Below are 24,110 nucleotides of genomic sequence, written 5' to 3' on the forward strand. Positions count from 1 at the left end.
GTACTTAAGTACGCTCCGCTCCGGTTCTCGAAAACCACCACTTTCGGCTCGGCCTGACCCGAATCTCAACAATCCTAGGGCCAATGCCGCCCGCTGGCTCACCCGCCGGTGGCGATGGTCAGCACCTTGAACGGCGTGGTGATGACGATCTCTGCGACCGAGCCGACGGCCTTGCCGAGGCCCTGGCCGAGATTGTTGAGCTGTGTCGGGTCGGGTTCGTCCGAGGCGAGGCCCGCCGGCGCCCGCAGCCGGTCGCCGAGCAGTTGCACCAGCATCGGGTTGTCGGCGAATTTGGCGTGGTTGAGGCGGTCGCCGCCCTTGGCCTGGGAAAGATCGACCACCGACACGCCATAGCTGGCGAGGTCTGCAGCGTTGCCGTAGTCGCCGACGCGCGGCTTGTCGCCCGAGATCAGGGACGAGAGCTTGAGAGCCCGGTCATCCGCAGAGAGCAGGATGGCGAACGGCTTGTCGGGTTTGCCGTAGCGGATCATCTGCTTCTTGAAGACGTCGACATCGATGTCGGGCGAGGCCAGGATGACATAGCCGAGCTTGCCGCCGAGATCCCGGTCGCCGGTGATGGCAAGCTGGCGCAGCGCCTCCATGGTCACCCAGGTTCCCATCGAATGGGCGATGATGTCGATGCTCTTGACCTTGGTCTTGGCCAGCATCCTGAGCGTCGCCTCGAGGTCGTCGCGCGCTGCGTTGGCGCTTTCCTTGTCGTAGATGTAACCCGTGGTCTTGCCGCTCGAAGCCCATGAGAACAGCACCGGAGTGCCGGGATATTTGGTGTCGTGGGCGATCTGCGTCAGCCGGTAGATGCCGTCGTCAAAACCGTTGTTGAAGCCGTGCACGAAAACCAGCGCACGGTCGCCGCGCATGGAAATGTCGGCGCCGACCGCTTTGGCGAACTGGGGCGCGCCCTCATAGAAAGTGACGTCCTTGGCGGTAAAATCCTTGGCAGGATTGCTGTTTGCCGATCCCTTGGCCCGCTCGATGGCGCCGACCTGATGGCTTTTGGGAACGGTGACGTCGACACGGGCAAAGCTGGTGGTCAGCGAGCGATCGCCGTCGTAAACCTGTCGCGGCTCTTTTGTTGCCCTCTGGCGGGTGGTGGCGACGAAGATTTCATGCGTGGCCGCGATGTCGGATGCGGGCACCGAGACCGTCGTCCTGTTGAGCAGGTCGTGCGTTTTCCCGCCAGCGCAGCCGGTGACAGCGAGCGCCAATGCAACGACGAGGTAGCTCTTCGAACGCACGGTCACACGCAGGCTCCCGCAAAAGGGGACGTCAAACGCGTGACGTCGCTGGCTATTCCGATAAGGCCAGAGACCGGCGCGGTCCAGTTCAAAGTGAATCCATACGCCCGCGATGCCGGGCAGGCACGGCGAAAGCCGCTGGACCGCACCTATTGACCAAGCAGGCTGATGCGGTCGGTGACATCACGGTCGCTGGCAAAGCCGTCATCCTCGCGCAGCCGCTGGCCGATCATCTTCACCAGCGTCGGATTGTCGGCGAATTTCGTATGATTGAAGCTGTCCGATCCCTTGACCTTGGACAGGTCGACGACCGTCACGCCATAGGAGGCAAGATCGGCGGCATCCTTGTAGTCGCCGACACGCGGCCGTGAACCGGCGATCAGGCCGGAGAGCCGCAGCGCACGGTCGTCGTCCGATAACAGCAGGATGAACGGCTTGTCGGGCTTGCCATAGCGCCGCATCTGGCTCTTGAACACGTCGACATCGATGTCGGGCGAGGCCAGCACCACGTCGCCGAGCTTGCCGCCGAGATCGCGATCGCCGGTGATGGCCATCTGGCGCAGCGTTTCCATGGTGACCCAGGTTCCGAGCGAATGTGCAACGATGTCGATGCGCCGCGCGCCGGACTGCTCCAGCATCCTGAGCGTCACTTCCAGTTGGTCGCGGGCAGCGCTGGCGCTTTCCTTGTCATAGACATAGTCGGTGGTCCTGGCGCCGGATGCCCAGGAAAACAGCACTGGCGTGCCGGGATAGCCGGAATCATGGACGATCTGGGTCAGGCGATAGACGGCGGCATCGAAGCCGGTGTTGTAGCCATGCACGAAGACCATGACGCGGCCGCCGCGCGCTGCGATGTCGGCGTTGAGCGCGCTGGAGAATTTCGGCTGCGTGTCGTAGCCGACGACCTCGGAGGCCATGAAATATTTGGCCGGGTCGTCCGACTTGCCGCGCGAGCGGCGCTCGATCTGGCCGGTCTTGTGAAGCCCCGGAACGGTGACGTTGACGCGGGCGTAGTTCAGGGTCGCCGACCGTTCGCCGTCGAAAACCTTGTTGGGATCGTCGGATTTCTTGCGCGTCGTGGCGATGAAGATCGAGTGGTTGCCGGCGATCTCCGTCACCGGCGCGGACACCATGGCGCTGCCAAGCAATTCCTGTGTTTGCTGGCCGGCGCAGCCGGCGACGAACAAGGCCAGGACAATGGTAAAAATCTTCTTCAAAGGCACGCCTGAATTTCCAACTCCGGCCGAAAGGCCTGTCTATCCTCACGATACCTCCCGGACAGGCAGAGTGCGGCAGAACTAAGTCCTGTCGAGTCGAAATGTGATCGGCGCCCCGCTGCGGCCATCGCAGTGTTGCGCGAAAGCCAAAATGGCGGGAAACGGCTGCGTGATGTGCGCAATGAGCGGCGTCGCCGCCGGCCCTCCAATCCCCGCAGAGATAGCGATTTCATACCGCCCGATGCGAGGGGGCATGAGAATGCACCCGCAAGTAGCTGAAAATATTTCGCAAAATCCGCCCGGAAGGACGTAAATGATGGACGATGGCGCTGCGGAGCCGGATATGTGATAGGCGGGCTCGCGCCGCACCTGGTCATGGCGCTCAACAACCGAACGTTCGCGACCCGATTAATGATAGAGATCCGCGGACAGCATGCAACGCAAGGTGATTTTCCCCAGGGGTGGTTTCCGATGAACAGTTTCTCTTCCCGCGTTGCTGCCGCTGCCGCCGCGATCCGCCAGATCTTCCCTGAAACGCCGCTACAGGAAAACGACTATCTGTCGAAAAAGACCGGTGCGCGGGTGCTGTTGAAGCGCGAGGATCTGTCGCCGGTCCGCTCCTACAAGATCCGCGGCGCCTTCAATTTCTTCCGCAAGACGCTCGCTGCGGGCAACGAGGCCGAACTGTTCGTCTGCGCGTCCGCCGGCAACCACGCGCAGGGCTTTGCTTTCGTCTGCCGCCATTTCGGCAGGCGAGGCGTCGTGTTCATGCCGGTGACGACGCCGCAGCAGAAGATCGACAAGACCAGGCTGTTCGGCGGCGATTTCATCGAGATCAGACTGGTCGGCGATTTCTTCGACGATTGCTATCGCGCTGCCCTGGAATTCACCGACAGTTCCGGCGCCCATATGGTGCCGCCTTTCGATCACAAGGACATCATCGAGGGCCAGGCAACCGTCGCCTACGAGATCGCGGACCAGATGCCGGGCGCCCGCATGCCCGATATCGTCATGCTGCCGGTCGGCGGTGGCGGACTTGCCGCGGGCGTCACCCACTATTTCGCCGATCAGGGCAGGGAAGCACGCTTCGTCTTCTGCGAACCGGCAGGCGCGCCGAGCCTGCGCGAGAGCCTCGCGGCGGGGAAACGGCTCAAGCTCGCCAAGGTCGACAATTTCGTCGATGGCGCCGCGGTGGCCGAGATCGGCCGCGAGCCGTTGCGTCATCTCAAGGATTTTCCGGCCGACACGGTGCGGCTGATCCCGGAAAACCGGCTCTGCGCCACCATGATCGAGATGCTCAATGTCGAAGGCGTCGTGCTGGAGCCGGCTGGCGCGCTGGCGATCGATGCGCTCAAGGATTTTTCCAAGAAGGAGATCAGGGGCAAGACGATCGTTGCCGTGGTTTCGGGCGGCAATTTCGATTTCGAGCGGCTGCCGGACGTCAAGGAACGGGCGTTGCGCTTCGAGGGTCTGAAGAAATACTTCATCATCCGTTTTCCGCAGCGGCCGGGCGCGCTGCGCGATTTCCTCGAACTGCTCGGACCCGACGACGACATCGCCCGTTTCGAATATCTGAAGAAATCGGCGCGCAATTTTGGTTCGGTGCTGATCGGCATCGAAACCAGGGACAGTCGCAATTTCGATCTGCTCAAGGCGAAGTTCGAGGCCGAGGGCGTTCAGTATCAGGACATCACCGACAACGAGACACTGGCCGGGTTCATCATATGAGCGATCGAATGGTTGATCCGGGAAAAATCTTCGTCGCGCTGTTTTCCGGCATCAATGTCGGCGGCAACCGCATCGTCAAGATGGCGGAGCTGCGGTCGTTCTTCGAGGGCCTCGGCTTTTCCGACGTCGCCACCTACGTGCAGAGCGGCAATGCCGTGTTCCGGGCGAAGAAAGGCGACGCGGCGGCACTGGCGAACCTGCTCGAAGCAGCCTTCGAGAAGAAATGGGGGTTCCGTTCGCGCATCATGGTGCGCGATCTCTCCTGGTTCGAGAAGCTGGTGCGCGAAAATCCCTATCCGGAAATTGCCGCGGACCACACGAAGCTGCACGCCTATGTGCTGGAACGCGAGCCGACCGCCGATGAGGTGGCGCGGCTGACCGAAAAGTGCACCGGCCCCGAACGCTTCGAGATCAAGGGCGATGTGCTCTACCTCAGCGCACCGAATGGGCTGGGCAAATCGGTGTTTGCCGGGCTGATCCCGCGCACGCTGAAAGTGCCGGGCACCGCGCGCAATTGGCGCTCGGTGCAGGCGCTGCTGGAGATGGCCGCACACGCCGGTGAGAAGTAGTTCGCCGGCTAGGCGGAAGTTGGTTTCCAGTCGAAGGTCAGTTCTTCGCGGAAAGCAAAGCGCTTGATGTGATCGGCGACAACGCTTTCCAGGCGCTCGATCGATCCTGCTTCGTCAGTCGACACCGTGACATGCAGCGCTGCGGCATCGGCAGCCATGACGGTACGGCCCATTGAGAGATCGATGGTGCCATGGGTGGGATCGAACTCGACCGGGAATTTGTGTGCCCAGTGCTTGCACAACTGCTGCAGGTAGCGGCTGGCATGTTCGGTGGCGACGTCGGCATGGCTGGTCGGCATGAATTCTCCTGGGCAAGCGCCCTTTTGCATGGCCGGGCGCCGGCCCAAGCCTGGCGCCTCAGCCAGACAGATAGGCGCCGCCCCTGAAAAACCAAACGGTAGCGGGGCCGTCAGCCTGGCATTGTCCGCTCAAGACAGCGTGATCGGCTACCAGCTTCCGGTGTTCGCCATCGAAGCCCAAGGCTCAGCCTTGGCCTTGGCCGGGCCTTTCTGCAAAAGCTCGATCGAGATGCCGTCCGGCGACTTGACGAAAGCCATGTTGCCGTCGCGCGGCGGCCGGTTGATGGTGACGCCATTGTCCATCAGATGCTGGCAGGTGGCGTAGATGTCGTCGACCTCATAAGCGAGGTGGCCGAAATTGCGCCCGCCCTTGTAGTCTTCGGGATCCCAATTGTAGGTCAGTTCGACCAGCGGTGCCTTTTCATTGATGCCGCTCTCCTCGTCTTCCGGTGCGGCGAGGAAGATCAGCGTGAAGCGGCCCTGCTCGTTTTCGTAGCGGCGCACTTCCTTGAGGCCGAGCTTATTGCAGTAGAAGTCGAGCGAGGCATCGACGTCGGCGACGCGGATCATGGTGTGCAGATAGCGCATGTGATTTCCTCGATAAATTGCGTTGCGGCGCAACATAGGGTCGGCCCTGTCAAAGGGCAATCGTGCGGCGGTGCGCAATGCCGGCAAAGAACAAATCCGGTATTGCCCCAATGAACCGTGAAAAAAGGCACGGCAGGTCTTGCACACACCGGAAGCCGCAGTGTTAATCTGTTGGCAAGAATCAGTTGCGGTGTTCTTGAAAAGAGGGGGCATTCTTATGGGGGAAAAGGCCTCTTTCATGGGGCGGGACGGAACCCTTGGCGACGCCTTGCAGCGTGACGAAGGCGGCGACGCTTCTGATCTGCTCGAAGTAGCCGGCGCTATCAAGTGGTTCGATGTGGCCAAGGGTTATGGTTTCATCCTCCCGGATGACGGCATTTCGGGCGACATCCTCCTTCATGTGACATGTCTTCGAAGAGACGGCTTTCAGACGGCGCTGGAAGGCGCACGCGTGGTCTGCCTCGTCAAGCATGGCGAGCGCGGATTGCAGGCCTTCCGTGTGCTCTCCATGGATGTCACCACCGCGGTCCACCCGGCCGAGATGCAGGAGCAGCGCACCCATGTCGCTGTGACGCCGGAGAGCGGTCTCGAACGCGCCTTGGTGAAATGGTTCAACCGCACCAAGGGGTTTGGTTTTCTCACCCGCGGCGAGGGTACCGAGGACATCTTCGTCCATATGGAGACCTTGCGCCGTTACGGTGTCACCGAGCTTCGGCCCGGACAGGTCGTGCTGGTTCGTTTCGGGCGCGGCGACAAAGGCCTTATGGCCGCCGAAATTCACCCCGATATGGGGACCTTGCCGGTCTCGCACTAGGGCGTTTCCGGCCGAGGATCTCGAATGGCTTACAGGAACTGGCTGACCGCGGGCGCGATGTGCGCGATTGCCTTCATCGCCGCCGCCGGTGGTTACTTCTATTCCGAAAAGCCGACCTCGGCGGACAGCCGGGCGATGATCCTTCCGGCCGATCCGGCGCCATTGGTCGTGGTGACGAAAGGCGGTGACCGCTCTTTCTCCATCGAAGTCGCCGACACCGCCGCGGAGCGCGAGGCTGGCTTGATGTATCGCCAGGACATGGCGGACAACCACGGCATGCTGTTCGTCTTCGAGGTCCAGCAGCAGGTTGGCTTCTGGATGCACAACACCCCGATGCCGCTTGATCTGATTTTTGTCGGCCAGGATGGCAAGATCCGGGCGGTCAAGCACGGCGAGCCGCAATCAGACGCCGTCATTTCGCCTGGTGTACCGGTGCGTTTCGTGCTTGAGCTCAAGGCAGGCACTGCCGCCAGGAGCGGCATCGAGTATGGCGACCTTTTGCGCCATCCGGCTGTGGGCACGGTGTCCGGCCCCGGCATGCCACCAGCCGACAATGGCGATGCGCCAAATGGCGGTGGCGGTTGAGCACACAGGCGGGATCGCAGATGCAGTCTTTCACCCATGACGGCTTCGACCTTGCCTTCCTCGACCGCCAGCCAGCATCGGGGGAGGGCGATCCGGTGCTGATGATCCATGGCTTCGCTTCGAGCCACTATGTCAACTGGGTGTCGCCCGGCTGGTTCAAGACGCTGAACGATGCCGGTTACCGCGCCATCGCCTTTGACAATCGCGGCCACGGCGCGTCGTCCAAGAGCTATGATGAGGCCGACTATACGCCGGTCAAGATGGCCTCCGATGCCACTGCCTTGCTCGACCATCTCGGCATCGAGCGCGCCCACGTCATGGGTTATTCCATGGGCGCGCGCATCGCGGCGTTCATGGCGCTGTCCGATCCGGACAAGGTGGCGACGCTGGTCTTCGGCGGCCTCGGCATCGGCATGATCGACGGTGTCGGCGATTGGGACCCGATTGCCGACGCGCTGCTTGCCGAAGATCCGGCCGCGACCAGCCATCCGCGCGGCCGGTCGTTTCGCGCCTTCGCCGACCAGACCCGCAGCGATCGCCGTGCCTTGGCGGCTTGCATCGCCAAATCGCGCGAATTGCTGAGCGAGCAGGATGTTGCCCGCATCGCCCAGCCGACGCTGGTCGCAGTCGGCACGACCGACGACATAGGCGGCTCGCCCGATGAGCTTGCAGCGTTGATGCCGAACGCCAGGGCCTTCCACATCGAGGGCCGCGATCATATGCTTGCCGTCGGGGACAAGACCTTCAAGCAGCGCGTGCTGGAGTTCTATGCCGAAAATCCGCTCTGAGCGGAGGGCCAGGGCAGCGAGAAGCAGTGCCGTAGTCGGGGACGAGGCTGCTTGGCATCGTGATAGGCGCCTATCCTGATTGTCCTTAGCCGTTTGCAAGGGCCGCGAGCGATCGCGCAATGTTTTCCCGGGCCTGCGGTTCGAAGCGCTGGCGAAACTCTTGCGTGTGGAAGATATGCGGGCGGGCGAGGAAACTCTTCAAGACCGCACTGCGTCCGGCTCGCCACATCGGCTCCTCCACCCAGTGGTACTCGCGCCGCACGGCGCGCTCATAGGCGTCGAAGGCGTCCGGTGCGGCACCCAGGATCGACAGGTCCATATCCAGGAAAAGACTTGCGTCCCGTGTGGCCGTCGCGGCGTCGAACGGCGGCACCTGGTGCGTGGCGGTGGCGACGATCATTGCCGAGATGCGGTTGATACGTGAAGGATCTGCGCGGCCCGCCAGCTTTTTCTCGGCAAGGGCGGCACTTTGCGCCTCATTGTCCTTGGCCTTGCTGTCATAGACGGCATCGTGGAACCAGATCGCCGCTTCGATCGCCTCGGGATCGGCCAGCAACCTTCGATAGTCGCCAGCCAGCGCCAGCATCGCCTCGATATGGGCAAGGTTGTGGTAGTGGCGGCCCTGTGCCCGGTAGAGCCCTGAGAGCTCGCTTTTCAGCGCGTCGTCGATCAAGGGTTCGTTTTCCATGGCTGCTTGAATTCCCGCGAACCAAATCCATTTGACAAAGCACTAAGGAAAATTGAGTTCAATCGTGCTATGATCTGGCTTATATGTGCGGCCGGGCAGCAGGCAAGCACAACAGGCAAGCCAGGCAGGACGCAGGACGAGACGGCGATGAACAGCATCAGCATTTCCCGACACAGCGCATTGAAGCCGGTCGATCCGATCTGGCGTTCGATCCGCGACGAGGCCATGGAGGCTGTCAACCGCGACCCGCTGCTCGCTGCATTTCTCTATTCGACCATCCTCAACCAGGACAGCCTGGAAGAAGCAGTCATTCATCGGCTGGCCGAGCGGCTGGCGCACCAGGACATCGGCTCCGATCTCATCCGCCAGACCTTCAAGTCCATGCTGGCCGACGACAAGGAGTGGCCGACGACGGTGCGTGTCGACATCCAGGCCTATTACGATCGCGATCCGGCTTGCGACCGCTTCATCATGCCGGTGCTCTATTTCAAGGGGTTCCACGCCATCCAGACGCATCGGCTGGCGCATTGGCTGTGGAACCAGGGGCGCAAGGATTTCGCGCTCTATCTGCAGAGCCGCTCGTCCTCGGTCTTCCAGACCGACATCAACCCGGCCGCCCGCATTGGCAAGGGCATCTTCATCGACCACGCAACCGGCCTCGTGGTCGGCGAGACGGCGGTGATCGAGGATGACGTGTCGATCCTGCATGGCGTGACGCTGGGCGGCACCGGCAAGGCCGGCGGCGACCGCCACCCCAAGATCCGCTACGGCGTGCTGATCGGCGCCGGCGCCAAGATACTCGGCAACATCGAAATCGGCCATTGCTCGAAGATAGCGGCCGGCTCGGTGGTGCTGTCGCCTGTGCCGCACAACAAGACGGTTGCCGGCGTGCCGGCCCGCGTCGTCGGCGAGACCGGCTGCGATCAGCCGTCGCGCCAGATGGACCAGCTTTTGCCGTCGCAGACGATGGATCAGGTCGTCAGTTTCGACATCTGATTGTCATATGTCCGCTGCCTGAGGCCGTGGGCAGACATGGGCGATTGTTCTCGCCCAAGGTCTTTTGAGATTCAGGTCAGGCCGAGCCGAAAATGGTGGGTTCCGAGAACCGGAGCGGAGCGTACGTTTGGGTACGTGAGCACAGTTCTACCGCGACGCGGTAGAACGGGGAAGCGCAGGAAACCGCCATTTGCAGGCCGGCCTCACGTGAATATCAACAGACCTTAATCAGGCCGCTTGCCTTTACATCGCCATTGTCGACGTGCCAGAAGCGCGTTCGAACGAGCAAGCCCGATGATCGGAGAAGACTGTTGAAGCCGGACGAAATCAGAAAGCTGGACGCCTATTTCAAGCGCGTCTTCCAAAACCCCAAGCTTGAGGTCAAGGCGCGGCCGCGCAAGGACGATTCGGCCGAGGTCTATGTCGGCGACGAATTCCTCGGCATCGTCTTCAAGGACGAGGACGACGGCGACTACAATTTTTCGATGGCGATTCTCGACATCGATCTGGCCTGAGCCAGCAAATCTTGCGGTCGGCCGGCTCATGCGGCCGGCCAGCCGGTTCCCTTGAAGCGTTCTTAACGTCCCGCCTTCAGAACGCGCCCGGCTTCGGTTGCGATTGCCGCATCGAGCGCCTGCCAATCGCCCAGAAACTCCCTTGGGAAGCGATAGGTGAGGCTGAGTTCGTCGCCGACCTGGATGTCGCGCTCGCAAGGCGCCAGCGATTGGTCGGCACTCGGCCCGCTCAGGCAACGGGCCACGAACGGCTCCTTGCCGGGGCGATTGCCGACAACCAGCACCTCGTTCAGATAGCCTGATTTCTCGTTGAAACCATAAATCATCGTGCCGCCAGGCCCGGCAGTGCCGGGTCGGGTGATCAGCGCGCTGTAGATCGGCGCGAAGCGGCCGCTCATGTCACGCGACATCATCTGCTGTTCGAAGGACAGGAAGACGATGCTTTTGGCTGTCCCCGTATGGTTGAAATCATCTCGCGCGGCCTCGCTGTAGCCGTCCATCTGGGGATAGCGCAGATAGAGGTCGAGCCGCGAGGCGATGCCGTCGCGCCGGGCCTGGGCGAAACGGATGGCATTGGCCGGGACCGTGATGACATTGTTGCCGATCACCACCTGGTGGGCCGTTGCGTCGTCGGTGTATCCGGCCATGGCGATCGAATGGCCGAACCATTTGCCGGCAAGGCTGATCGCCACCGACAACAGGGCGAGCGCCGCGAACCCGTAGAGCACCCGCTTCATCAGCGTGGAATCGACCACGGTGAGTTCGTTGGCGAGCGCTGCCTGCTTCATCTCAGTCCTCGGATCTCGGGCCGCCCGTCCGCCTCCAGTGTCCCCGGGCGGCACACATCGCACGGCATGGCTCTTGCAGCCTGCATGGAACGACTGTGCAATTTCATGGTAAACGGAAAGTTAAGATGGGACCGCTGGAACTCACACTCTTTGCTTTTGCCGTCGGGTTGACGGCCTGCGGGCTGGCCGGATCGGCCATGGAACTGGTGTCGGGCCGCAAGGTCGCCTTCACCGAACCCTATGTGTCGCCGTCACATGTCTTGCGCTCGCTGCTCGCCACGGCCTGTGCGGGACCGTTCATGCTGGTCAACGACGCCATCGATGCCCGGCGTCAGCGCCGCATTTCAACGTTGGCGCTGATGTCCTGCGGCTGCACGGCAATTGCGTGGACCTGGGCGCTGGGCGTCGTCGTGCTTGCCATTGCCTCATGGTCGGTCCGTCTCCTAGGGTCCGAGCTGCCAGCTTGAGACGATTCGGAGACCAGAAATGCCGCTTTATGCGATCGATGGAACAGAGCCCAGCTTCGCCGATGCGGACTCGAACTGGATCGCGCCCGATGCGACGCTGATCGGCGACGTCAGGGTCGGACGCAATGCCGGCTTCTGGTTCGGCGCCGTCATCCGCGGCGACAATGAGCCCATCGTCATCGGTGCCGACACCAACGTGCAGGAACATACGGTCATGCACACCGATCCCGGTTTTCCGCTGACGATCGGCGAAGGCTGCACGATCGGCCACCGCGCCTTGCTGCATGGCTGCACGATCGGCGACAACAGCCTGATCGGCATGGGCGCCATCGTGCTGAACGGCGCGAAAATCGGGAGGAATTGCCTGGTCGGCGCCGGTGCGCTGGTTACCGAGGGCAAGGAATTCCCGGACAATTCGCTGATCGTCGGCTCGCCCGCCAAGGCGATCAGGGTGCTGGACGACGCGGCCGTGGCAAGGTTGCGCGGCTCGGCGGCGCATTATGTCGCCAACGGCAAGCGCTTCAAGGCGGGGTTGAAGAAGGTTTTCGAACGGCCATAGCCAGAAATGGCGGAGCCGGCCCGGGGACGGGGCCGGCTCCTTTCACCCGGTCGTTGGGGACGGGGAGGGTGGGGACTCGACCGGGTTTCTCCTGAAGCGCCTCGCATTCACGCGGCGCGCTTGATCTCTGTTAAATCAGCGGACGCTGGCGACCGCGTCGGAGCGGCCGTCATTGATCGTCACCCAAACGCCGGAATTCTGGTCCGACTGGCGCTTGAGATAGGTGTAGTCGGTGTCCGTCCAGGACAGGACCTTGGTCTCAAGATTGTCGAGGATGAATTCTCCGAGGCTGGTGCGCACGGTCAGCACCGCGTGGCCGTCGCCATTCGGCTGGCGCGCCACCGTCATCAGCAGATTGCCGGCGGGGACGCCCGCATCCATCAACTCGCGGCGCTTTTCCAGCGCGTAATCCTCGCAATCGCCATAGCCATTGGCCGGATAGGCCCAATATTCCTCGACACCGTAGTTTTCCATGTCGGTGCGCGGCTTGATGCGGGTGTTGACCGAATTGTTGATGTTGACGATCGTCGCCCACAGCTTGCGGGTCAGTTCGACCGGCGCACCCCTGCGGGTCCGTTCGCTGCATTCGCCGGGAATGCGCTGGCAGAACTCATAGTGACCAACAGGCTGGGTGGTGCGTCCGCCGGTGTGCATATAGGCCGGTCCCGCGGCATATGCTGATCCCCAAGCGGAAAGCTGCATCGCCATTGCCGCCAGCAACAGCTTGCCCCTCGTTTTCTTCATTGTTGTGGTCTCCCCGTTCGAAGGAGACATTGCCACATGTGGATTTATTTGACGCAAAAGCGCGAAGTAGATATTGAGTAAAAGTCCAATAGAATAAACGTAAAATTTGAATCATTTGAGTATTAATTCGTTTGGATCTGAAGGCTCCCACCTCGGGCGCGGAGCGCTCCCAGAAACAAGCTCCCAGAAACAAAAAACCGGCCGCAAGGGCCGGTTCCTGGAATGTTGCTGTCGGGCCTGCTCAGGCGCGTGGCGTGTTGAATTCGGAATCAAGCGTTTCGGGACGCTGGATCACAGCGAATTCGATGGCGACGCCATCCTCGAAATGACGCACGACCTGCCCGCGCATGGTGCCAAGCATGACCTGGATGCCGATCGCCGGTTTGACGTCGATTTCGACAGCGGCGCCGGAGAGCGAAAGGTCGATGATGCGGCACTGGTACTGGCGGCCGTCGGTGAGCTGCAGCACGCTTGTCGGATTGCGCGGTGCGACGCGCTCGTGGCGGCGATCTTCCGGCAGGTCGAGTTCATGCTTGTTGGCCAGCCAGGTCAATTGCGCGGCCAGCTTGTCCTTCTTGCGATCCGACGCAATGACGGTCATCGCGAAACCGTCCTGCAGGGTGCGTGTGACGACGCCTTCGATGCGGCCGATATGATCGATGTAGGCGATGATTTTTTCGCCGGGCATGCCGATGCGGTCGGTGCGAAACGCGACATTGCCCGGTGACATGTCGACGACCTGGCAGGGATGTTCGGTGCGGTCTTCCAGCATGAAGCGTCCGTAAATTTTAACCCGGACGCGCTGAAAGTTTCGCCTTTCAGCTTGGGACGGCGCATAGTCGACCGCCGCTGACCTCATGACTGCCTACACCCCGTTTGGCATCCCGCGCGCCGATGCGAGGAACTTCATCACAGAAGTACAACAAAGCGGGTTAACAAAGGGGAAAAGCGGGCGCTCCAGCGTTTTCCTTTTTGCTGGCCGTGGTGCCAAAACCGCCGCGCAGTTTTGGGCGACGTGCATCAGGTCTCAAAAAACAGCGGACTATTCCTCGCGCCCGCCATCGAAGACGACGAGATGACGGATGCGACGCACCCGGCCGAGCGCCGAGATCGTCTCGGGTGCCCCAAGTTCATAGGGAACAAGCGAGGGAACATCGATCGCCGGGCGATTGTTCAGAAGCTCCTTCTCCGGATCTATGACGCGGATTGAATCGATCAACGCATCGGTGATCGGATCGGCACCCAGCCAGAAGGGTTTCTCCACGGCGCTGATGACGCCCAGGCAGCGCGGATTTTCGACGCCGCCGTCCAGCGGCAGGGCAAGCAGTTCGAACTTATTGGAGCGCCCGTTGCGGCTGAAGCCCTCATAGCTGATGAGCACGACCGATTTCTGCTCGAACACGCCATGGATCAGGCGCGAGACGAGCCGCTGGTCCTTCTCGCGCCACAGCGATGGAAAGGAAAACCCCTTGAGCTCGCGGCCGTAGCAGGCGCAAAGCCTTGTGCCGGCCAGCCGGAATACGGCCTGTCCGCGCGTGTCACGTTCCAGGATAAAGGTGTCGGCCAGCAGCGACTTGATGTCGGCCGGTTCGACCTCCGAACGCTTCGGGGCGGGGCGTCCATCACGCAGGCGGTTCCAATATTGGAACAGCGTGATCGATCCATTCTGGTTCATGCTATGCTGCTCCGCGCAATCTGTCGTCTGATGTCCCATCGGTGAACAGAAGGGCGCCCTCCGAGGACCTACATGCGTTGCGGAGCAGGAAGCGTGCCAGCGTCGTTAACACTTGTTCACGGGTCGGGGCCGTTAAGGTTAACAAGTGGTTTACGTTGCGTCTGAGCGAGCCCCGTGGCACACAAAAACCACTCCAGAAGCGGTCGTTTCGCGACGATCGGCAGCACTTCAGTCAGAGTTTTAGGGGAGCAGGGGGCTCGACCGGCCGTTCAAGGGAAACCTTGAACGGCTTCTTTTTTGATTCGCGCCAGATGATTCGCGGTTTGCTGTTCGGTCCGCGTTAATCTAGATGCTCGAACCTGGAATCCCGCAGTGAGTGCAATTTCAAATGAGTGAACCGGTAATTCCCTCGGAAGCCGACCCGGTCGAGGGCGCGCCCGAGCCGCGGCGCGAGCCGGTGTTCAACCTGCCGCCCGTCGTGCTGGCGGTGATCGGCATCTGCGTCGTCGTCTATCTGTTGCAGCAATATGTGTTGAGCGAATCCCAGCAGATGACATTGCTGTATGACGGGGCCTTCATCCCCGTTCTCTACACCGGGCAATACGGCTTCGACTGGTTCCTGTTTTCGCGGCCCTTCACCTACGCGTTCATGCATGGCGGCTTTGCCCATATCGCCATCAACATGGTGTGGCTCGCCGCGTTTGGTTCACCATTGGCAAACCGTCTGGGAACGCTGTGGTTCGCGCTGTTCTTTGCCGCAACCGGGCTGGCTTCGGTCGCGCTTTTCTGGGCACTGCATCCTTACGGTGAGGCGCCGCTGGTCGGGGCTTCCGGTGCGATATCAGGCATGATGGGGGCTGCGGCGCGTTTTGGCTTCCGCACCGATCGTTCGGCCGGCAAGGCCGCCTTCGCCGGCCCGGTGCTGCCGATCGCATTCGTGTTGCGCTTGCGCGGTGTCGTGATTTTCCTTGCCATGTGGATGGTCATCAATCTCGCCACCGGCCTGCTCGGTTTTGCCCCGGGGGTAGACGGCCAGATCGCCTGGGAGGCCCATATTGGCGGCTTTGTCGCCGGCTTCTTCGGCCTGCGCTGGTTCGACAGGAGATGGCAGGCGCCCGAATGGGAGACGGCCGACCACCACACTTGAAATGCAACCGATCACGGCGCACGATGTTCACTCTTACGTGAAGGCCGGTCAGGGCAGGAACCGGCAGGCAAAGCAGAGGAGGACGCCATGACGGTTAAGGCAATTCTCGAGAGAAAAGGCCATGACGTGTTGACGCTCGGGCCGAACGAAAAGCTTAGCGAAGCCATCCGTATCCTGGCAGAGCACAAGATCGGGGCGCTGGTCATCACCAATGGCGATCGCAAGATCGTCGGCATCCTATCAGAGCGCGACATCGTCCGGGTTGTCGCCCGCGAAGGTGGAGCCGCGCTCGATATCCCCGTGCGTTCGGCGATGACGCCGAAAGTGAAGATCTGCAACGAAAACCACACCGTCAACGAGGTGATGGAGATCATGACCCGAGGCCGCTTCCGCCATCTACCGGTGGAAAAGGACGGCATGCTCGATGGCATCGTGTCCATTGGCGACGTGGTCAAGCGCCGCATCGAGGATGTCGAGCGCGAGGCCGACGAGATCAGAGCCTACATCGCCACCGCCTGAGCGGTGAGGCGAACCGCCGGCCGGAGAACCGACCGGCGGAGCCGTGGTTACCTGTTGTCGAGTTCGGAGCGGACGAGTGCGAGCCCGCGCCGGGTGATGCGGTAGGGTCCACCGTCAGACGAAGAAACAGCCTTCTTCCGCTTCAGTTTTCGAAACAGCTCGAGATCGACGCCCGGATAATGCCAGCCGTCGCGGGTCAGGCATTTGACGGAGGCGATCCGTTTCTTCTCGTTCTTTTCGATTTCAATGCGTCCGCCCTGCGCGAGCAGGTGCAGGATGCGCTGTTTCCACAGCGCCGCGCGTCCTCTTGGACGCGCAAAGGACGCTGTGGCACTTATGATTTGGCGCATGATCCTTTCCGAAAATCGATACCGATTTCCGGGGTCATGCGCTGCGCGAAATATCCATGTGAGAGTTTTCCGGGAAAACAAAAAATGCCGCCGCCGCGAAGCTTCGCGGCACGGGGTTTCAGGTTTTCTGCCCTGCCTCGCCAAGAGGTCAGGGCCTTACCGGGACTGAGCGTAAGTGGACATCCACTCTCCATTGGAATGGACCTCCTATAGGCGAACGCGGCTGAAAAGGCCAGTCCGCGGCTTTGCGCTTGTGTTTTTTGGGCGCTTGTCTCTTTTGGCGGTTTGCACTAGCGAAGTTGCACACCAAAGTGTGCGAAACGCATTATCCGCAGTTCCAATACGCAGGCCACCATGTCCCTCATCGACACCCGCACGCCCGACGCCAAGCGCCTTGTTTCCGGTGCCACCGGCGACTGGGAGATCATCATCGGCCTCGAGGTCCATGCCCAGATTACATCGGAAGCAAAGCTGTTTTCCGGCGCCTCGACCGCTTTCGGCGCGGCGCCCAACGCCAATGTCAGCCTGGTCGATGCGGCGATGCCCGGCATGCTGCCGGTCATCAACGAGGAATGCGTCAAGCAGGCGATCCGCACCGGCCTTGGGCTGAAAGCGCAGATCAACCACAAGTCGGTCTTCGATCGGAAGAACTACTTCTATCCAGACCTGCCGCAGGGCTACCAGATCTCGCAGTTCAAGCAGCCGATCGTCGGCGAGGGCACGGTGATCGTTTCCGTTGGCCCCGATCGTCAGGGCGAATTCGAGGACATCGAGGTCGGCATCGAGCGGCTGCATCTGGAGCAGGATGCCGGAAAGTCGATGCACGACCAGCATGTGACCATGTCCTATGTCGATCTCAACCGCTCCGGCGTGGCGCTGATGGAGATCGTCTCCAAGCCCGACATGCGCTCGGCCGACGAAGCCAAGGCTTATGTCACCAAGCTGCGTACCATCGTGCGCTATCTCGGCACCTGCGACGGCAACATGGACGAAGGTTCGATGCGCGCCGACGTCAACGTTTCGGTGCGCAAGCCGGGCGGCGAGTTCGGCACGCGCTGCGAGATCAAGAACGTCAACTCGATCCGCTTCATCGGCCAGGCCATCGACTACGAGGCGCGCCGGCAGATCGCCATTCTCGAGGATGGCGGCAAGATCGAGCAGGAGACGCGGCTGTTCGACGCCGCCAAGGGCGAGACGCGTTCGATGCGCTCCAAGGAAGAGGCGCATGATTACCGCTACTTCCCCGATCCGGACCTCTTGCCGCTGGAATTCGACCAGGCCTATGTCGATGCGCTGGCCAAGGAATTGCCGGAACTGCCAGACGACAAGAAGGCGCGCCTGATCGCGTCGCTCGGCCTGTCGGCCTATGACGCCTCGATCCTGGTTTCGGAAAAGCCGATCGCCGACTATTTCGAGAAGGTGGCCGCCGGCCGCGACGGCAAGCTCGCCGCCAACTGGGTCATCAACGATCTGCTCGGGCAATTGAACAAGGCCGGAAAAGACATTGAAAACGCTCCGGTTTCTCCCGAGCAGCTTGGCGCGGTCATCGATCTGATCAAGGACGGCACCATTTCCGGCAAGATCGCCAAGGACCTGTTCGAGATCGTCTGGAATGAGGGCGGCGATCCGCGCCAGCTGGTGGAGAGCCGTGGCATGAAGCAGGTCACCGACACCGGCGCCATCGAGAAGGCCGTAGACGAGGTGATCGCAGCCAACCCCGACAAGGTCGAACAGGCGCGCGCCAAGCCGAGCATGGCCGGTTGGTTCGTTGGCCAGGTGATGAAGGTGACCGGCGGCAAGGCCAATCCACAAGCGGTCAACGACCTCGTCAAGACCAAGCTGGGCATCGAGTAGCGCGGTGTTTGTCCGCACCGCAGGTGAACGTGATCTGACGGCCATCCGGGCGCTGCTGGTCGAAACCTGGCACACGACCTATGACGCGGTCTATGGCCCTGATCGGATCGACCGGGTCATCGAGGATTGGTGTTCGCCGGCGAAATTGAGAGCTAGCCTTGAGCGGCCGAATGCCGAATTCCTGGTCGCCGACGACGGCAAGCGCATCGGCGGCGTCGCCTATGCCGAAAGCGTCGAAGGCGGCACCGTGGTCGACCTGCAACAGCTCCATGTCGCACCCGACCTGCAAGGCCGGGGCATCGGCGGGATGTTGCTCGATGAGGTGATCGAGAATTTTCCGGAAGCCCGCTCTCTACGCATCGAGGTCGTGGAGCAGAACAAGCGTGCGGTCGCCTTCTATCTGGCCAACGGCTTTGCCGAGATTGGCCGGGCCGACAATTATGGGCCGGCGCAGTCCGGTATTGCTGCGTTGATTCTTGAGCGGATGCTGACCGCCTGAGCGCTCGATGATCGCGCGATTGCATCACGTTGTTGCGAGTGGACCCTCGAGCGCACGGCTTTCATTTGACGGCGCAAATATCGAGCGCAAAGCTGTGGCCGCTGACCCCAGCCATGATCGGTGTTTGACCGGTGGCATGCGAGGCAGCTTGGGGAATCGTCATGCCAAGCTTGCCGGAACTGATGCCGACACAGGTGTCGGACGAGACCTTTGGCAGCGTCACCTATCATATAGCGGGCGAGCTGGTGCCGGTGCTTTCGGTCGATGTCACGCGCATGCCGGTCTATTTCGAGCACCACATCCTTTTGTGGAAGAATTCCACCATCACCATCGGCCTGAAATCGCTGAAGGGCGCCCTGAAGCGCATGATGGCCGGCATCCAGATCTTCGTCACCGAGGCGTCGGGGGCGGGCATCATTGCCTTCAGCCGCGATGGGCCGGGCCACATCGTGCCGATCCATCTCAGGCACGGCGAAGAGATCCAGGTGCGCGAGCACCAGTTTCGCGCCGCCACCGGCAATGTCGACTACACCTTCGAACGGGTGCGCGGCCTGGCGACGATGCTGTTCGGCCAGAGCGGCTTTTTCATCGACCGCTTTCGCGGTGATTCCGGCGATGGCATCGTCTGGCTGCACGGCTATGGCAACGTCTTCGAAAAGACGCTCGCCGCCGGCGAAACCATCGACATCGAACCGGGCGGCTGGCTGTTCAAGGATGCCTCGGTCAGGATGGAGACCAAGATCGATCGCCTGTCGAGCGGCTTCTTTGGCGCCAACATGAATTTCATCGTGAACCGATTCACCGGACCGGGCCGTGTCGGCATCCAGTCGATGTATCTGCATATGCCGACCGAGGAATAGTTCGGCGAAGGCCACTGGCGGGCAGCAATGGCGGCCACGATCCGGCCATGCGTCATCGCGGCGTTTGCCGTGCCGGCTCACCACGGATATGCAAGGGCCATGACCAAATTGTTCCGCACTGCGGCGCTGGCGCTGCTCGCCATCATCATTTTCGCGACCTTGTCGCCGATCCAGATGCGGCCGCACCTCGCTGAAGCAAATGTCGAGCGTGCCTTGGCTTATGTCCTGCTGGGCTTCGCCCTGGCGGTCGGCTTCCCCAACCGACTGTATCAAGTGGTGATTTTCGTGGCTGTGATCGCCGGCATGCTGGAACTGCTTCAGCTCATTGATCCCGGTCGCCATGCACGCCTCATCGATGCATTGGTGAAAGCCTTTGCCGGGGTGGTTGGGATCGTCGCGGGACACCTGATCGTCAGGGCCGGCCGGCAAAAGAGCGAGAGCTAGGCGCGGCAGCAATCCGCCGCGGAGGATCGAGCCTTCGCTAGGCAGCGGGAACCCCCACATTGTCGATTAGCCTGGTCTTGCCGAGCCATGCTGCTGCGAGAAGACGCCCTTCGCGGTTTCGACGCCATGGCGCAAGCGTCAGGCTTTCGCGTGCCTCGACATAGTCGACCTTCTGGAAGCCGACGGCGATGAGGGCGCGGCTGGCCTCTTCGGTTGCGTCGCTCTGGTCGGCGCCGCCCGCCAGAGCCACTGCCGTTTTGCGCAATATCACGTTGAGTTGGCGGGCGACCTTCAGTTCGGCCTCATCGAGATAGGCGTTGCGTGACGACATGGCGAGACCATGCGCGTCGCGTATCGTCGGGGCGCCGACGATCTCGACGGGCAGGTCGAGATCGCCGCAGAGCTGTCTCACCACGCAAAGCTGCTGGTAGTCCTTCTCGCCGAAGACCGCAAAGTCGGGCGTTGCCTGCAGGAGGAGCTTTGCCACCACGGTGGCGACGCCGTCGAAAAAGGTCGGCCGAAAGTCCGATTCGAGCCCGGCGGAGGGGCCGCCGACCGAGATTTTCGTGGCGAAGCCGGCGGGATACATCTCGCCAACCGTCGGTGTGAAAGCAAGGTCGGCCTTTGCCGCGCCGAGCCGGTCGAGATCGCGGGCGAGTTGGCGCGGGTACTTGTCGAGGTCTTCGCTCGGCGCGAACTGTGTCGGGTTGACGAAGATCGACACGACGCAGCGCTCGGCTCTTTCGAGCGCGATCCTGACCAGCGAGATGTGCCCGTCGTGCAAAGCGCCCATAGTCGGCACCATGGCGACACGAAGGCCGTCACGGCGCCAGTCATGGATTTGCGTGCGAAGTGCGGCAACGCTGTCGACGACGACGGGTTGGCTCATGCGTCATCCCTGCTGTTTGTCGCCGAAAAGACATGGCCGGGGCCCGGGAAGGTCCGGTTTCGCACTTCTGCTGCATAGCTCTTTGCGGCATGCGAGATCGCGCTGCGCAGGTCGGCGTATTCCTTGACGAATTTCGGCACGCGATCGACGGTCAGCCCGACCATGTCGTCGATGACCAGGATCTGGCCGTCGCAGTCGCCGCTGGCGCCGATGCCGATGGTTGGAATGGCGAGGCGGCGGCTGATATCGGCGGCGACCCTCTCGACCGTGCCTTCGATGACCACCGAGAAAGCCCCGGCGTTCTCGACGGCGAGCGCATCGCGAAGCAATGCCGCAACAGCCTCCTCGGTGCGGCCTTTGATCTTGTAGCCGCCGTCCTTCTCGACCGATTGCGGCTGCAGGCCGATATGCCCCATGACCGGAATGCCGGCGGCGACGATGGCCGCGATCTGGCTAACCATTTCGACGCCGCCTTCGAGCTTCACCGCCTGGCAGCCGGTTTCGTCGACGACCCGCCGCGCCGAGGCGACGGCAAGTTCTGCCGTGACCTCATAGCTGCCAGCCGGCAGGTCGACGACGACGCAGGCACTGGCCGAGCCGCGCATCACGGCTTGCCCATGTGCGATCATCATCTCCAGCGAGGCACCCAGTGTCGTCTTGTGGCCATGGAGGACCATGGCGACACTGTCACCGACCAGAAGCAGATCGACATGGTGATCAAGCAGACGGGCTATGGGATAGGTATAGGCGGTCAGGCAAACGATCGGCGCGCCGCCCTTGCGGTGGCGAATCGCCTCGGCGCTGATGCGCATGTCGGTGGTCGGCAATTCCGTGGCCAATCGTCACCTCCTTTGGCCTCAAGCCGGGCTGGATACAAGCATGGGCGCGCAGAGCTTTAGAAACACCGCAAAGGCTTGGCAAGCGTGCATGCAGCCACCGGCAGGATCACAGGCTTGTGTCGGGTTTCGGGAAAGCCATTTGCGCACACGCCGTGGCAAAACCCTTGCCTTCGGCAAGGCCTGACGCCATAAGCAGGAAACGGGCGCTGCCGGCGCGAGGGTTTTGAAATGAAGACTTTCCTTACGCAGTTTTTCACCTGGTGGAACAGCCAGACGATAGGAACCCGCCTGCACACGTGGCGGTATGGCAAGAAGGTTGGCCAGGACGAGACCGGCAATTTTTACTACGAAGGCGGCATCGATTCGGAAGGCCGCACGCGCCGCTGGGTCATCTACCGCAATTATTCGGAAGCTTCGGCGATACCGCCCGGCTGGCACGGCTGGATGCACCACCGTGTCGACGTCGCGCCGTCCAGCGAGGACTACAAGCCACGCGACTGGCAGAAGCCGCATCAGCCCAATCTGACCGGCAGCCCGGCGGCCTATCGCCCGAAGGGCTCGGTGCTCACCAATCAGCATCGCCCGCAGGTCACCGGCGACTACGATGCCTGGACACCCGGGTCGTAGCGACAGGGTGCAAGCCGGTCCTTTATCGCCACAATTGGTGTTTAGCTGCTTGCTGATCAGAAAACGGCGACTAGCCTTGGCGATCGACAGAATCACCCGGGCGCGAACCACCGGTATCTTTGCATGAGCTTTTCTTACTCAATATCGGCCAGTCTGGCGCTAGCCGCCGGTCTTGCCGTCAGCACCGTGGCCTTCGCCGCTTCGCCTGAGCCCGCGGCACCCGCGCCGGCGCCGCCCGCGGGAGCGGACCGGGTTACCAATGCCGTTGCCGAGTTTGCCGGTATCGACAAGATCACCGGCCGGATCATCACCTTCGATGTCTATATCGACGAGACGGTGCAGTTCGGCGCTTTGCAGGTGACGCCGCGCGTCTGCTATTCGCGGCCGCAGGCGGAGGCGCCGAAGACCGATTCCTTCGTCGAGGTCGACGAGATCACGCTCGACCGCAAGATCCGCCGCATCTTCACCGGCTGGATGTTTGCCGAAAGCCCCGGCCTCAACGCCGTCGAGCATGCCGTCTACGACGTCTGGCTGAAGGCCTGCAAGCAGAAGTCGGATGTGCCGGCGCCCGACGGAGCCAAGGCTGACGCAACCAAAGCGGAGGCTCCCAAGCCCGCCGCAGCCAAACCGGAAGCCGCGACCACTCCGGACGTCACAACGCCTGATGTGACGGAGCCGGACGCTTCGGAACCCGATACTACCGACACCAACTGATCCCCCGGAACCGTCCTGGCCACAATGCGTTGGGCCACGGACGAGCGCACATTCATGCGTAAGGAGGATCTTCCGATGTCAGACAGCAAACGGATCACGGCTAGCAAGGCCGAATTGCTGGAACTCGAAAAGGGGTTCTGGACGGGCGACTCCGCCTACTACGCGGCCAACGCCGACACCGAATGCCTGGTGGCATTTCCGCAGATGGCACAGGCGATGGACAATGCGGATCTGGCCAAGACCGCGGCCAAGCCCAACCGCTGGCGCAACCTGCGAATGGATCTCAAGGGCATTATCGAGCCGGGCAGCGACATCATCATGCTGACTTACGAGGCGCGTGCGACACGGGAAAATGGCGAGGCTTATGCCGCGCTGGTCAGCACCGGCTACGTCCATCGCGCCAACGGCTGGAAGATGATGTTCCATTCGCAGACGCCATTGGAAGCCGCTACCGGGAAGTAGGCTCAATCCTCAGGGATAGAATATTGCCTCGCCCTTCAACGCATCGGCGAGCATCTTCTCATACTTGCCGCGCGGCACGTCGACCGCGCCGAACCGCTTGAGGTGCTCGGTGGTGAACTGCGTATCAAGCAGAGCAAAGCCCCGCGCCTTCAAGCGCTCGACGAGGTAGAAGAGGCAGGTCTTGGAAGCGTCCGTCTCTCTGGCGAACATGCTCTCGCCAAAAAACACCCGGCCGAGCGACACGCCATAGAGGCCGCCGACCAGCCGGTCCTCACGCCACGCTTCGACCGAATGACAATGGCCTATCCGATGCAACTCGATATAGGCTTCGCGGATCGGCGCATTGATCCAGGTCGAGCGCCGCTCCGCGCGCTTTTCGGCGCAGCCGTCGATGGTCGCCTCGAAATCGAAATCGAAACGGATGTCGAAGGGATGTTTCTTGATCGTTTTCCAGAGACTTTTCGGCGTGTGAAAGCCGTCAAGCGGGATGATGCCACGTGTCTCCGGCCGCACCCAGAACACCTCCGGGTCGCCGGCACTTTCTGCCATTGGGAAGACGCCCGAGGCGTAGGCCTTGAGCAGCAGGTCGGTGGGGATGCGATAGCCGGGCGCGTAGGGGCGGGTCATCGC

At 61.8% G+C, this 24,110-nt stretch carries 31 protein-coding genes; 18 read left to right on the forward strand and 13 right to left on the reverse strand.

All coding sequences use genetic code 11. The annotated features are described in order from the left end of the window. Positions 1-98 precede the first annotated feature (98 nt). Positions 99-1,262, reverse strand: coding sequence for an alpha/beta hydrolase (locus RPF88_RS05920; protein ID WP_024503865.1), 1,164 nt, complete (start codon positions 1,260-1,262; stop codon positions 99-101). Between the two features lie 143 nt (positions 1,263-1,405). Continuing rightward, positions 1,406-2,479, reverse strand: a complete 1,074-nt coding sequence (locus RPF88_RS05925; RefSeq protein ID WP_337121942.1) for an alpha/beta hydrolase — start codon at positions 2,477-2,479, stop codon at positions 1,406-1,408. A 465-nt stretch (positions 2,480-2,944) separates the two neighbouring features. On the opposite strand from RPF88_RS05925, the gene ilvA reads away from it, so the two are divergent. After that, complete coding sequence (gene ilvA / locus RPF88_RS05930; protein WP_337121943.1) at positions 2,945-4,201, forward strand: threonine ammonia-lyase IlvA; 1,257 nt, start codon at positions 2,945-2,947, stop codon at positions 4,199-4,201. An 8-nt stretch (positions 4,202-4,209) separates the two neighbouring features. Then, positions 4,210-4,770 (forward strand): DUF1697 domain-containing protein, encoded by a 561-nt coding sequence (locus RPF88_RS05935; RefSeq protein ID WP_337123854.1) that lies wholly within the window; start codon positions 4,210-4,212, stop codon positions 4,768-4,770. A gap of 8 nt (positions 4,771-4,778) precedes the next feature. Here RPF88_RS05935 and RPF88_RS05940 read toward each other — a convergent pair whose 3' ends face one another. Both RPF88_RS05940 and gloA read right to left on the reverse strand, forming a co-directional pair. Next, positions 4,779-5,069 (reverse strand): DUF2218 domain-containing protein, encoded by a 291-nt coding sequence (locus RPF88_RS05940; RefSeq protein ID WP_027160411.1) that lies wholly within the window; start codon positions 5,067-5,069, stop codon positions 4,779-4,781. A gap of 147 nt (positions 5,070-5,216) precedes the next feature. Beyond that, entirely contained in the window at positions 5,217-5,657 is a 441-nt protein-coding gene (gene gloA, locus RPF88_RS05945; RefSeq protein WP_063172309.1) for a lactoylglutathione lyase, read from the reverse strand. Between the two features lie 217 nt (positions 5,658-5,874). Here gloA and RPF88_RS05950 point away from each other — a divergent pair, with 217 nt between their 5' ends. From RPF88_RS05950 to RPF88_RS05960, 3 genes are read left to right on the forward strand one after another with little or no spacing between them, the layout of a single operon-like run. Further along, entirely contained in the window at positions 5,875-6,471 is a 597-nt protein-coding gene (locus RPF88_RS05950) for a cold-shock protein (RefSeq protein WP_013531329.1), read from the forward strand. 24 nt (positions 6,472-6,495) lie between these two features. Further along, entirely contained in the window at positions 6,496-7,056 is a 561-nt protein-coding gene (locus RPF88_RS05955) for a DUF192 domain-containing protein (RefSeq protein ID WP_337121944.1), read from the forward strand. A gap of 20 nt (positions 7,057-7,076) precedes the next feature. Continuing rightward, a complete protein-coding gene (locus RPF88_RS05960) occupies positions 7,077-7,844 on the forward strand; it encodes an alpha/beta fold hydrolase (RefSeq protein WP_337121945.1) in 768 nt (255 codons plus the stop codon). An 85-nt stretch (positions 7,845-7,929) separates the two neighbouring features. On the opposite strand, the gene RPF88_RS05965 is transcribed toward RPF88_RS05960, so the two are convergent. Beyond that, positions 7,930-8,532 carry an HD domain-containing protein gene (locus RPF88_RS05965; RefSeq protein WP_337121947.1) on the reverse strand — a complete coding sequence of 201 codons (603 nt, stop codon included), beginning with the start codon at positions 8,530-8,532 and terminating at the stop codon, positions 7,930-7,932. Between the two features lie 147 nt (positions 8,533-8,679). On the opposite strand from RPF88_RS05965, the gene cysE reads away from it, so the two are divergent. Together cysE and RPF88_RS05975 are read left to right on the forward strand one after the other, a co-directional pair. Continuing rightward, on the forward strand, positions 8,680-9,528 hold the full coding sequence (cysE, locus tag RPF88_RS05970; RefSeq protein ID WP_013531333.1) for a serine O-acetyltransferase: 849 nt from the start codon (positions 8,680-8,682) through the stop codon (positions 9,526-9,528). 311 nt (positions 9,529-9,839) lie between these two features. Continuing rightward, on the forward strand, positions 9,840-10,043 hold the full coding sequence (locus tag RPF88_RS05975) for a DUF3126 family protein (RefSeq protein WP_013531334.1): 204 nt from the start codon (positions 9,840-9,842) through the stop codon (positions 10,041-10,043). A 62-nt stretch (positions 10,044-10,105) separates the two neighbouring features. Here the strand turns inward: RPF88_RS05975 and RPF88_RS05980 are convergent, their stop codons facing one another. Next, the gene (locus tag RPF88_RS05980) at positions 10,106-10,831 is read right to left on the reverse strand and encodes a hypothetical protein (protein WP_024503873.1); all 726 of its coding nucleotides are present in this window, start codon (positions 10,829-10,831) and stop codon (positions 10,106-10,108) included. 125 nt (positions 10,832-10,956) lie between these two features. On the opposite strand from RPF88_RS05980, the gene RPF88_RS05985 reads away from it, so the two are divergent. Together RPF88_RS05985 and RPF88_RS05990 are read left to right on the forward strand one after the other, a co-directional pair. Further along, positions 10,957-11,298 carry a DUF6949 family protein gene (locus RPF88_RS05985; protein ID WP_337121959.1) on the forward strand — a complete coding sequence of 114 codons (342 nt, stop codon included), beginning with the start codon at positions 10,957-10,959 and terminating at the stop codon, positions 11,296-11,298. 19 nt (positions 11,299-11,317) lie between these two features. After that, positions 11,318-11,857 (forward strand): gamma carbonic anhydrase family protein, encoded by a 540-nt coding sequence (locus tag RPF88_RS05990; RefSeq protein ID WP_024503875.1) that lies wholly within the window; start codon positions 11,318-11,320, stop codon positions 11,855-11,857. A 135-nt stretch (positions 11,858-11,992) separates the two neighbouring features. Here the strand turns inward: RPF88_RS05990 and RPF88_RS05995 are convergent, their stop codons facing one another. The 3 genes from RPF88_RS05995 to RPF88_RS06005 form a co-directional block, all read right to left on the reverse strand. Next, positions 11,993-12,601: a transglutaminase-like cysteine peptidase gene (locus tag RPF88_RS05995; protein ID WP_013531340.1), complete on the reverse strand. Its 609-nt coding sequence runs from the start codon at positions 12,599-12,601 to the stop codon at positions 11,993-11,995. 241 nt (positions 12,602-12,842) lie between these two features. Continuing rightward, the gene (locus RPF88_RS06000; protein WP_013531341.1) at positions 12,843-13,460 is read right to left on the reverse strand and encodes a PilZ domain-containing protein; all 618 of its coding nucleotides are present in this window, start codon (positions 13,458-13,460) and stop codon (positions 12,843-12,845) included. 183 nt (positions 13,461-13,643) lie between these two features. Continuing rightward, a complete protein-coding gene (locus RPF88_RS06005) occupies positions 13,644-14,276 on the reverse strand; it encodes a PAS domain-containing protein (protein WP_013531342.1) in 633 nt (210 codons plus the stop codon). Positions 14,277-14,664: 388 nt separating this feature from the next. On the opposite strand from RPF88_RS06005, the gene RPF88_RS06010 reads away from it, so the two are divergent. Together RPF88_RS06010 and RPF88_RS06015 are read left to right on the forward strand one after the other, a co-directional pair. Further along, on the forward strand, positions 14,665-15,423 hold the full coding sequence (locus tag RPF88_RS06010; RefSeq protein ID WP_013531343.1) for a rhomboid family intramembrane serine protease: 759 nt from the start codon (positions 14,665-14,667) through the stop codon (positions 15,421-15,423). An 87-nt stretch (positions 15,424-15,510) separates the two neighbouring features. After that, positions 15,511-15,942: a CBS domain-containing protein gene (locus RPF88_RS06015; RefSeq protein WP_013531344.1), complete on the forward strand. Its 432-nt coding sequence runs from the start codon at positions 15,511-15,513 to the stop codon at positions 15,940-15,942. A gap of 47 nt (positions 15,943-15,989) precedes the next feature. On the opposite strand, the gene RPF88_RS06020 is transcribed toward RPF88_RS06015, so the two are convergent. Beyond that, positions 15,990-16,292, reverse strand: a complete 303-nt coding sequence (locus RPF88_RS06020) for a YjhX family toxin (protein WP_013531345.1) — start codon at positions 16,290-16,292, stop codon at positions 15,990-15,992. 354 nt (positions 16,293-16,646) lie between these two features. Here RPF88_RS06020 and gatB point away from each other — a divergent pair, with 354 nt between their 5' ends. The 4 genes from gatB (at position 16,647) to RPF88_RS06040 (ending at position 19,949) form a co-directional block, all read left to right on the forward strand. Beyond that, on the forward strand, positions 16,647-18,146 hold the full coding sequence (gatB, locus tag RPF88_RS06025; RefSeq protein WP_063172302.1) for an Asp-tRNA(Asn)/Glu-tRNA(Gln) amidotransferase subunit GatB: 1,500 nt from the start codon (positions 16,647-16,649) through the stop codon (positions 18,144-18,146). A 4-nt stretch (positions 18,147-18,150) separates the two neighbouring features. Continuing rightward, the gene (locus tag RPF88_RS06030; protein ID WP_013531348.1) at positions 18,151-18,645 is read left to right on the forward strand and encodes a GNAT family N-acetyltransferase; all 495 of its coding nucleotides are present in this window, start codon (positions 18,151-18,153) and stop codon (positions 18,643-18,645) included. Between the two features lie 161 nt (positions 18,646-18,806). Continuing rightward, positions 18,807-19,505, forward strand: a complete 699-nt coding sequence (locus RPF88_RS06035) for an AIM24 family protein (RefSeq protein ID WP_013531349.1) — start codon at positions 18,807-18,809, stop codon at positions 19,503-19,505. Positions 19,506-19,532: 27 nt separating this feature from the next. After that, positions 19,533-19,949, forward strand: a complete 417-nt coding sequence (locus tag RPF88_RS06040; protein WP_013531350.1) for a hypothetical protein — start codon at positions 19,533-19,535, stop codon at positions 19,947-19,949. A gap of 37 nt (positions 19,950-19,986) precedes the next feature. Here the strand turns inward: RPF88_RS06040 and panC are convergent, their stop codons facing one another. Together panC and panB are read right to left on the reverse strand one after the other, a co-directional pair. Continuing rightward, positions 19,987-20,838 (reverse strand): pantoate--beta-alanine ligase, encoded by an 852-nt coding sequence (panC, locus tag RPF88_RS06045; RefSeq protein ID WP_337121963.1) that lies wholly within the window; start codon positions 20,836-20,838, stop codon positions 19,987-19,989. Further along, the gene (gene panB, locus RPF88_RS06050; RefSeq protein ID WP_337123855.1) at positions 20,835-21,650 is read right to left on the reverse strand and encodes a 3-methyl-2-oxobutanoate hydroxymethyltransferase; all 816 of its coding nucleotides are present in this window, start codon (positions 21,648-21,650) and stop codon (positions 20,835-20,837) included. Before panB ends, panC begins: the two co-directional genes overlap by 4 nt. A 255-nt stretch (positions 21,651-21,905) precedes the next feature. Here panB and RPF88_RS06055 point away from each other — a divergent pair, with 255 nt between their 5' ends. The 3 genes from RPF88_RS06055 to RPF88_RS06065 all read left to right on the forward strand — a co-directional run bounded on the left by RPF88_RS06055 (position 21,906) and on the right by RPF88_RS06065 (position 23,480). Continuing rightward, the gene (locus tag RPF88_RS06055; protein WP_013531353.1) at positions 21,906-22,304 is read left to right on the forward strand and encodes an NADH:ubiquinone oxidoreductase subunit NDUFA12; all 399 of its coding nucleotides are present in this window, start codon (positions 21,906-21,908) and stop codon (positions 22,302-22,304) included. A gap of 123 nt (positions 22,305-22,427) precedes the next feature. Continuing rightward, complete coding sequence (locus RPF88_RS06060) at positions 22,428-23,018, forward strand: DUF2155 domain-containing protein (protein ID WP_013531354.1); 591 nt, start codon at positions 22,428-22,430, stop codon at positions 23,016-23,018. Between the two features lie 75 nt (positions 23,019-23,093). Then, on the forward strand, positions 23,094-23,480 hold the full coding sequence (locus RPF88_RS06065; protein ID WP_013531355.1) for a hypothetical protein: 387 nt from the start codon (positions 23,094-23,096) through the stop codon (positions 23,478-23,480). 9 nt (positions 23,481-23,489) lie between these two features. On the opposite strand, the gene aat is transcribed toward RPF88_RS06065, so the two are convergent. After that, positions 23,490-24,107, reverse strand: a complete 618-nt coding sequence (gene aat / locus RPF88_RS06070) for a leucyl/phenylalanyl-tRNA--protein transferase (protein ID WP_024503883.1) — start codon at positions 24,105-24,107, stop codon at positions 23,490-23,492. Positions 24,108-24,110 lie beyond the last annotated feature (3 nt).

Origin of the sequence: Mesorhizobium sp. ISC11 (assembly GCF_037162595.1) — a bacterium.
GTDB lineage: Bacteria > Pseudomonadota > Alphaproteobacteria > Rhizobiales > Rhizobiaceae > Mesorhizobium > Mesorhizobium ciceri.

What these genes read in the sequence shown, in the direction of transcription:
- ilvA (WP_337121943.1), top strand. Translation starts at nt 2,945, where the DNA reads ATGAACAGTTTCTCTTCCCGCGTTGCTGCCGCTGCCGCCGCGATCCGC.
- RPF88_RS05935 (WP_337123854.1), top strand. Translation starts at nt 4,210, where the DNA reads ATGGTTGATCCGGGAAAAATCTTCGTCGCGCTGTTTTCCGGCATCAAT.
- RPF88_RS05940 (WP_027160411.1), bottom strand. Translation starts at nt 5,069, where the DNA reads ATGCCGACCAGCCATGCCGACGTCGCCACCGAACATGCCAGCCGCTAC.
- gloA (WP_063172309.1), bottom strand. Translation starts at nt 5,657, where the DNA reads ATGCGCTATCTGCACACCATGATCCGCGTCGCCGACGTCGATGCCTCG.
- RPF88_RS05950 (WP_013531329.1), top strand. Translation starts at nt 5,875, where the DNA reads ATGGGGGAAAAGGCCTCTTTCATGGGGCGGGACGGAACCCTTGGCGAC.
- RPF88_RS05955 (WP_337121944.1), top strand. Translation starts at nt 6,496, where the DNA reads ATGGCTTACAGGAACTGGCTGACCGCGGGCGCGATGTGCGCGATTGCC.
- RPF88_RS05960 (WP_337121945.1), top strand. Translation starts at nt 7,077, where the DNA reads ATGCAGTCTTTCACCCATGACGGCTTCGACCTTGCCTTCCTCGACCGC.
- RPF88_RS05965 (WP_337121947.1), bottom strand. Translation starts at nt 8,532, where the DNA reads ATGGAAAACGAACCCTTGATCGACGACGCGCTGAAAAGCGAGCTCTCA.
- cysE (WP_013531333.1), top strand. Translation starts at nt 8,680, where the DNA reads ATGAACAGCATCAGCATTTCCCGACACAGCGCATTGAAGCCGGTCGAT.
- RPF88_RS05980 (WP_024503873.1), bottom strand. Translation starts at nt 10,831, where the DNA reads ATGAAGCAGGCAGCGCTCGCCAACGAACTCACCGTGGTCGATTCCACG.
- RPF88_RS05985 (WP_337121959.1), top strand. Translation starts at nt 10,957, where the DNA reads ATGGGACCGCTGGAACTCACACTCTTTGCTTTTGCCGTCGGGTTGACG.
- RPF88_RS05990 (WP_024503875.1), top strand. Translation starts at nt 11,318, where the DNA reads ATGCCGCTTTATGCGATCGATGGAACAGAGCCCAGCTTCGCCGATGCG.
- RPF88_RS05995 (WP_013531340.1), bottom strand. Translation starts at nt 12,601, where the DNA reads ATGAAGAAAACGAGGGGCAAGCTGTTGCTGGCGGCAATGGCGATGCAG.
- RPF88_RS06000 (WP_013531341.1), bottom strand. Translation starts at nt 13,460, where the DNA reads ATGAGGTCAGCGGCGGTCGACTATGCGCCGTCCCAAGCTGAAAGGCGA.
- RPF88_RS06005 (WP_013531342.1), bottom strand. Translation starts at nt 14,276, where the DNA reads ATGAACCAGAATGGATCGATCACGCTGTTCCAATATTGGAACCGCCTG.
- RPF88_RS06010 (WP_013531343.1), top strand. Translation starts at nt 14,665, where the DNA reads ATGAGTGAACCGGTAATTCCCTCGGAAGCCGACCCGGTCGAGGGCGCG.
- RPF88_RS06015 (WP_013531344.1), top strand. Translation starts at nt 15,511, where the DNA reads ATGACGGTTAAGGCAATTCTCGAGAGAAAAGGCCATGACGTGTTGACG.
- RPF88_RS06020 (WP_013531345.1), bottom strand. Translation starts at nt 16,292, where the DNA reads ATGCGCCAAATCATAAGTGCCACAGCGTCCTTTGCGCGTCCAAGAGGA.
- gatB (WP_063172302.1), top strand. Translation starts at nt 16,647, where the DNA reads ATGTCCCTCATCGACACCCGCACGCCCGACGCCAAGCGCCTTGTTTCC.
- RPF88_RS06035 (WP_013531349.1), top strand. Translation starts at nt 18,807, where the DNA reads ATGCCAAGCTTGCCGGAACTGATGCCGACACAGGTGTCGGACGAGACC.
- RPF88_RS06040 (WP_013531350.1), top strand. Translation starts at nt 19,533, where the DNA reads ATGGCGGCCACGATCCGGCCATGCGTCATCGCGGCGTTTGCCGTGCCG.
- panC (WP_337121963.1), bottom strand. Translation starts at nt 20,838, where the DNA reads ATGAGCCAACCCGTCGTCGTCGACAGCGTTGCCGCACTTCGCACGCAA.
- panB (WP_337123855.1), bottom strand. Translation starts at nt 21,650, where the DNA reads ATGCGCATCAGCGCCGAGGCGATTCGCCACCGCAAGGGCGGCGCGCCG.
- RPF88_RS06055 (WP_013531353.1), top strand. Translation starts at nt 21,906, where the DNA reads ATGAAGACTTTCCTTACGCAGTTTTTCACCTGGTGGAACAGCCAGACG.
- RPF88_RS06060 (WP_013531354.1), top strand. Translation starts at nt 22,428, where the DNA reads ATGAGCTTTTCTTACTCAATATCGGCCAGTCTGGCGCTAGCCGCCGGT.
- RPF88_RS06065 (WP_013531355.1), top strand. Translation starts at nt 23,094, where the DNA reads ATGTCAGACAGCAAACGGATCACGGCTAGCAAGGCCGAATTGCTGGAA.
- aat (WP_024503883.1), bottom strand. Translation starts at nt 24,107, where the DNA reads ATGACCCGCCCCTACGCGCCCGGCTATCGCATCCCCACCGACCTGCTG.